Origin of the sequence: Bradyrhizobium sp. SZCCHNS3002 (assembly GCF_032377435.1) — a bacterium.
In the GTDB taxonomy this organism is placed as follows: domain Bacteria; phylum Pseudomonadota; class Alphaproteobacteria; order Rhizobiales; family Xanthobacteraceae; genus Bradyrhizobium.
Genome location: NZ_JAUHHY010000009.1, coordinates 370,346 through 376,635 on the forward strand (window position 1 = coordinate 370,346; position 6,290 = coordinate 376,635).

General features: G+C 65.3%; 5 protein-coding genes. 3 read left to right on the plus strand and 2 right to left on the minus strand.

Features of this window, described 5'->3' with window-relative positions; translation table 11 throughout:
- Nucleotides 1-2: 2 nt before the first annotated feature.
- Entirely contained in the window at nt 3-590 is a 588-nt protein-coding gene (locus tag QW845_RS21225) for a PepSY domain-containing protein (protein WP_315803483.1), read from the minus strand.
- A 591-nt stretch (nt 591-1,181) separates the two neighbouring features.
- Between QW845_RS21225 and QW845_RS21230 the strand changes: the two genes are divergently transcribed.
- On the plus strand, nt 1,182-1,997 hold the full coding sequence (locus QW845_RS21230; protein WP_315803484.1) for a lytic murein transglycosylase: 816 nt from the start codon (nt 1,182-1,184) through the stop codon (nt 1,995-1,997).
- Between the two features lie 95 nt (nt 1,998-2,092).
- Here the strand turns inward: QW845_RS21230 and katG are convergent, their stop codons facing one another.
- A complete protein-coding gene (gene katG / locus QW845_RS21235; protein WP_315803485.1) occupies nt 2,093-4,270 on the minus strand; it encodes a catalase/peroxidase HPI in 2,178 nt (725 codons plus the stop codon).
- Nucleotides 4,271-4,499: 229 nt separating this feature from the next.
- Between katG and QW845_RS21240 the strand changes: the two genes are divergently transcribed.
- Together QW845_RS21240 and QW845_RS21245 are read left to right on the plus strand one after the other, a co-directional pair.
- Nucleotides 4,500-5,429 (plus strand): hydrogen peroxide-inducible genes activator, encoded by a 930-nt coding sequence (locus tag QW845_RS21240; RefSeq protein WP_315803486.1) that lies wholly within the window; start codon nt 4,500-4,502, stop codon nt 5,427-5,429.
- A 390-nt stretch (nt 5,430-5,819) separates the two neighbouring features.
- On the plus strand, nt 5,820-6,146 hold the full coding sequence (locus QW845_RS21245; RefSeq protein ID WP_315803487.1) for a hypothetical protein: 327 nt from the start codon (nt 5,820-5,822) through the stop codon (nt 6,144-6,146).
- The last annotated feature ends 144 nt before the right edge of the window (nt 6,147-6,290 follow it).

Below are 6,290 nucleotides of genomic sequence, written 5' to 3' on the forward strand. Positions count from 1 at the left end.
GATCAGCGTCGCCGCAGCGATGACGGTTCGAGCGTCACCTGCTTGAGATCGTTGCCGCTGACGACGACCACGACGAAGGCGAGCTTGCCGTCCTTGTTCATCAGGCCGCCACTGATCGCCCGGCCGGCCGCCGAGCGCTCGGCGATCCGAATCGCATCCGACATCTTGAGCCGGACCGTGGTGAGGGCAGCCAGGCTGTTACGGTCGCTTTCGCTCAGTCCATCCACGGTGGAGAACAGCACGCTGTTGCGCACCTTTGCCGTGGTGCCGTCGATGTCGGATTCCCAGATCCGTCCGCTCTGCAGGGTTCGGACCTTGTAGACGGGGGCGTCGAGCCCACCTTCGAAGCTGATGTCCGCGGTCTTGGAGCCCGGATGAATCCTCTCGGCGATCCGCAGCGCCTGGTGCAGTGACACCTCCGTCCGCCGGAACTTGTCGAGCTCGCGATCGATCGTCTCCTGACTCAGAGCCGGATCGGTGGAGACTTGTGGATCCCTCTCGGTCTGCATGCCGCTGCCGGTCCCGCCGACGGCGTGCGCCAGGGGAGTCCACGACAGCAGGATCACGCTCAAAAGAATGATTCGTTTCATGACGGCCTGCTGTCTCCGATCTCGGTCGGTGCTTGTAGAGCATTCCCTTGGGAAACGGTTGCGATAAAACGAAACTGTATCGTTTTATAATGATGGCCGGAGGACCTGTCAAGGTTGGCTCCCCCGGGAGGTGTCTGGATCCAGAAGGAACCCATTCCTGCGCGGCTCTCAAGGCCGCGGACGAACGGAGCGGAGATCGTCGTCGAGGCCGACGATCTCGACGTTGGTGACGCACCCGTCCATGCGCGAACGCGCCCGCGCGTCTCACGCCGCTCTCGCTAAACGAAACCGTATAATAATGCCGGGCGGGCCGAACTCCGATGCGGCCGCAGCCGGCATCGCGATTTCAGAAGGTGATCGTTGGAACCCGCATGGCGATCGGTTCCGCCAGCGGTGCTGGTGCGCACACAGGCGATGGTCGACGCCCGTTCATCTGCGGCTAATTCCCGCCCGGCTATGATTTTCTTCCATTTCCGATAGGTTGTCGCCGTTGCAAACCGGGGCAGCCGATATGACCGCCGCCAGCGGCGTCCGATGTCCCGCAGGATAATGGTGCGAGCCGCATCGGCGGACGCGACCAGAGGAGTCTGAATGAGCAAACGCCGGGCCATGATCACCTTCACGTTCACCGCCGCGACGCTGCTCGCTGCCTGCGGCGGCGTTGCGCAGGCGGCGCAGTGCGGCTCGTCGCCGGCGGGGTTCGAGGCGTGGAAGCGCGAGTTCAGCGAGGAGGCGAGGGCGAAGGGCGTCGGCGGCACCGCGATATCCGCGCTGATGCAGACCAACTACGCCTCGGCGACGATCGCGGCCGATCGTGGCCAGCGCAGCTTCTCGCTGTCGCTCGATCAGTTCCTCGTCAAGCGCGGCGCTGCTGCGATCGTCGCGCGCGGGCGCCAGCTCAAGCAGTCGCAGGCGGCGATGTTCGCCTCGATCGAGCAGCGCTACGGCGTGCCGCCCGGACCGCTGATCGCGATCTGGGGCATGGAGAGCGCGTTCGGCAGCCAGCGCGGCAATCAGCACATGCTGTCCTCGATCGCGACGCTGGCCTATGACTGCCGCCGTCCGGAGTTCTTCACCGACCAGCTCTATGCCGCGCTCAAGCTGGTCGACCGCGGCGTGCTGTCTGGCAACACCCGCGGCTCGATGCATGGCGAGGTCGGGCAGACCCAGTTCATGCCGAAGAACATCCTGGCCTATGGCGTCGGCAATCTCGACGTCGCCGCCAATGCGCTCGCCTCGACGGCGAACTTCCTGCGTGCCAATGGCTGGAAGGCAGGCGCCGGCTATCAGCCGGGCGAGCCGAACTTCGCAGCCATCGAGGCCTGGAACGCCGCCGGCGTCTATCAGAAGGCGATCGCGCTGATGGGCCGCCAGATCGACGGCGGCGGCTCGGCCGCGGCGCGCTGACAGGCCCGCGACTGATAAGCCTGTTCCATCAAAAAAGCGGCGCTTCATCGCTGAAGCGCCGCTTCTCTGTATGAGCAGTCAGTCGGCGTCTCGCCTCAGGCCTTCAGCTCGAACCGGTCGAGGTTCATCACCTTGGTCCAGGCGGCGACGAAGTCCTTGACGAACTTCTGCTTGGCATCCGAGCTCGCATAGACCTCGGCCAGCGCGCGCAGTTGCGAGTGCGAGCCGAAGATGAGGTCGGCGCGGGTGGCCGTCCACTTGATCGCGCCGGTCTTGCGGTCGCGGCCCTCGAAGGTGTGCTCGCCCTGATCGACCGGACGCCAGGCCACGCTCATGTCGAGCAGGTTGGCGAAGAAGTCGTTGGAGAGCGTCTCGGTCTGCGCGGTGAACACGCCATGCTTGGAGCCGTTGGCGTTGGCGCCGAGCACGCGCAGGCCGCCGACCAGCACGGTCATCTCCGGCGCGGTCAGGGTGAGCAGTTGCGCCTTGTCGACCAGCAGCTCCTCGCCGGACAGCCACTGCTTGCCGCTGAGATAGTTGCGGAAGCCGTCATGGGTCGGTTCGAGCACCGCAAACGATTCGACGTCGGTCTGCTCCTGCGAGGCGTCGGTGCGGCCCGGCGCGAACGGCACCGTCACCTCGACGCCGGCCTTCTTGGCGGCCGCCTCGACACCGGCATTGCCGGCCAGCACGATCAGGTCGGCGAGCGACACCTTCTTGCCGCCGGCCTGCGCGTTGAACTCCTTCTGGATGCCCTCGAGCGTCGAGAGCACCTTGGCAAGCTCGGCCGGGTTGTTGACCGCCCAGTCCTTCTGCGGGGCCAGACGAATGCGCGCGCCATTGGCGCCGCCGCGCTTGTCCGAGCCGCGGAAGGTCGAGGCCGAAGCCCAGGCGGTCGAGACCAGCTGAGAGACCGACAGGCCCGAGGCGAGGATCTTTGCCTTCAGCGACGCGACGTCCTTGTCATCCACGAGCGGATGATCGACGGCCGGCACCGGATCCTGCCAGATCAGGTCTTCCTTCGGCACCAGCGGGCCGAGGTAGCGCACCTTCGGGCCCATGTCGCGATGGGTCAGCTTGAACCAGGCGCGGGCGAAGGCGTCGGCGAACTGATCCGGATTCTCCATGAAGCGGCGCGAGATCTTCTCGTAGTCCGGATCGAAGCGCAGCGCGAGGTCGGTGGTCAGCATCGACGGCGCGTGGCGCTTGGACTTGTCGTGTGCGTCCGGCACCGTGTTGGCGCCGGCGCCGTGCTTCGGCTTCCACTGGTGCGCGCCGGCCGGGCTCTTGGTCAGCTCCCATTCATAGCCGAACAGATTCCAGAAGAAGTTGTTGCTCCACTTGGTCGGCGTCGTCGTCCAGATCACCTCGAGGCCGGAGGTGATGGTGTCGCCGCCTTTGCCCGAGCCGTATTTGCTGGCCCAGCCGAGACCCTGCTGCGCGATGTCGGCGCCCTCAGGCTCCGCCCCGACCAGCGACGCGTCACCCGCGCCGTGGGTCTTGCCGAAGGTATGACCGCCGGCGATCAGCGCCACCGTCTCTTCGTCGTTCATCGCCATGCGGGCGAAGGTCTCGCGGATGTCGCGCGCGGCCGCCAGCGGGTCGGGGTTGCCGTTCGGGCCTTCCGGGTTGACGTAGATGAGGCCCATCTGCACGGCAGCGAGCGAGCCCGCGAGCTGACGGTCGCCGCTGTAGCGCTCGTCGGCGAGCCACTTGCCTTCGGGACCCCAATAGATGTCCTGCTCGGGCTCCCAGGTGTCGGCGCGGCCGCCGCCGAAGCCGAAGGTCTTGAAGCCCATCGACTCCAGCGCGACGTTGCCGGTCAGCACGAACAGGTCGGCCCAGGAGATCTTCTGGCCGTATTTCTGCTTGATCGGCCACAGCAGGCGGCGCGCCTTGTCGAGGTTGGCGTTGTCGGGCCAGCTGTTGAGCGGCGCAAAGCGCTGCTGACCGGTGCCGGCGCCGCCGCGGCCATCGCCGATGCGATAGGTGCCGGCGGCATGCCAGGCCATGCGGATGAAGAGCGGACCGTAGTGACCGAAATCGGCCGGCCACCAATCCTGCGAATCGGTCATCAGCGCATGCAGGTCCTTGACCAGCGCGTCGAGATCGAGGCTCTTGAATTCCTTGGAATAATCGAACGCCTCACCGAGCGGATCGGACAGGTTCGAGTGCTGATGCAGGACCGACAGATTGAGCTGGTTCGGCCACCAATCCTTGTTCGAAAATCCCTTCAAGCCGCCCGAAAACGGGCACTTGCTGACGTCATCCATGTTTGCCTCCTGACGTGATCGTCATGGTTCCCCCTGGGGTGGGAGCCGGGACCCTACGCGGCTACTTCGATCAGGGGAAATTGAGATTGATGATCATAACGATAAGATTATCTGATGAACGCGGTGTGACGCCCGTCCAAACGCAAAACGATGCCAGACGTTGGCGACACACCTCAGGCTTGTAGTCAGGGAAAATTGACTTCGCGTCGATGAGCGATAAGATAATCTGATGATACATCTGACGATGCGGCAGCTTCGCTATTTCGACGCGCTGGCGCGTCTGGGGCATTTCGGCCGCGCCGCCGAGGCCTGTGCGATCTCGCAGCCGGCGCTGTCGATGCAGATCAAGGAGATGGAGGAGGCGCTCGGCGGCGTGCTGCTGGAGCGCAACGCCCGTCAGGTCGTGCTGACCCGGTTCGGCGAGCAGCTCGCCGAACGCGTCCGCGAGATCCTGCGCTCGGTCGACGAGCTCGGCGACTTCGCCCGCGCCTCGCGCGACAAGCTCACCGGCCGGCTGCGGCTCGGCATGATCCCGACTGTCGCGCCTTATCTGTTGCCCAAGGTGATCGGGAACTTGACGCGCAAGCATCCCGAGATCGACATCCACGTCCGCGAGTCCAAGACGCCGACCTTGATCGAGGAACTGGTCGAGGGCCGCCTCGATGCGGCGATCGTCGCGCTGCCGGTCTCGGAGCCCTCGCTGACCGAGGTCGCGCTGTTCGCGGAGAACTTCCTGCTGGTGCGGCCGCCGGAATATGAAGGCGCTGACGTGCCGAGCAGCGAGATGCTGCGCGAGATGCGGCTGCTGTTGCTGGAGGAAGGGCACTGCTTCCGCGACCAGGCGCTGTCGTTCTGCAACATGCAGGCGCCGCGCGAGATGCTCGATGCCTCCTCGCTGTCGACCCTGGTGCAGATGGTCGGCGCCGGCATGGGCGTGACGTTGATTCCGGAGATGGCGGTCGGCGTCGAGACGCGCTCGGCGTCGGTGTCGCTGGCGCGCTTCGCCGATCCGCAGCCGCAGCGCACGGTCGGCATGGTCTGGCGCAAGACCAGCCCGCTCGCCAAGCAACTGATGCAGATTTCCGAGATCGTCGGCAGCGCGGCCGAGGGTCTGCGCAAGCAGGCCGCGGCAGCGCAGGGCCGCAAGCGGCGCGGCTGAGCACCGCGCGTGACGACGCTGGCTGACGCCATCCCTGCTGCGTCCCGCCCGCGCCGTGTAGGAACGACCCGTCGTCGTGGCCCGTCACGTGCGGCTTTCCATGGCATAAGTCTTGTATCGATCTCCGCGAGCGGTCGAACGTCCGACGCGCACGCGGGGTGGCGATGCCGCCGGATCGTGATCTCGGTCGGTTGGCTCGCCGCTCGCGCCGATTGCTGATCGAGGCTGCGCACCTGGAGAACGGTCCATGCCTGAGCCGCTTCGACATGAGGGCCTCCGTCATTGCGGGGAGCGACGCGACGAGGCAACCCAGAGTCACGCGATGGTTCTGGCTTGCTTCGCTGCGCTCGCAAGGAGAGAGCTCGTTCGGGGATGTGGCGAGGAGGTCGGGTGAAAATTGACGAGCGTGATGATGGCGTCCTGGCCTTTGTCGACACTGACGGCCGCATCTGGGCGCAATGTGCGCGTCCCTCTCAATATGCCGCCGACACCGACTACGTGATTGAAGGCCCGCTGAGCGGCTTTATCTACGAGGAGGGGACGTTCACGCCGGACAGCGAACAGGCGTTTCGCGCCTGGCTCGACGACCGCTTGATCAGCGACGGGATATTCCATGTCAAGGACAAGGAGACGGCGCTGTCCTTGTGTCGGCGGATCGCGGTGGCCGCGCGCGACATCCTGACCGACCGGTCGGCCTCGTCCCGTTGCCCGCGCTGATCTCTTGATCTTCCGGTAATAATAATTCTATTGCGTAATTTCAGAAATTGTGCTTATCTGTGCGTACCCCGCCTCGAGCAGAGGGACGTACGCGTCGTCACGATACGTTGAGGTGGGCTGCGATGGACGTGACGGCTGCGCCAG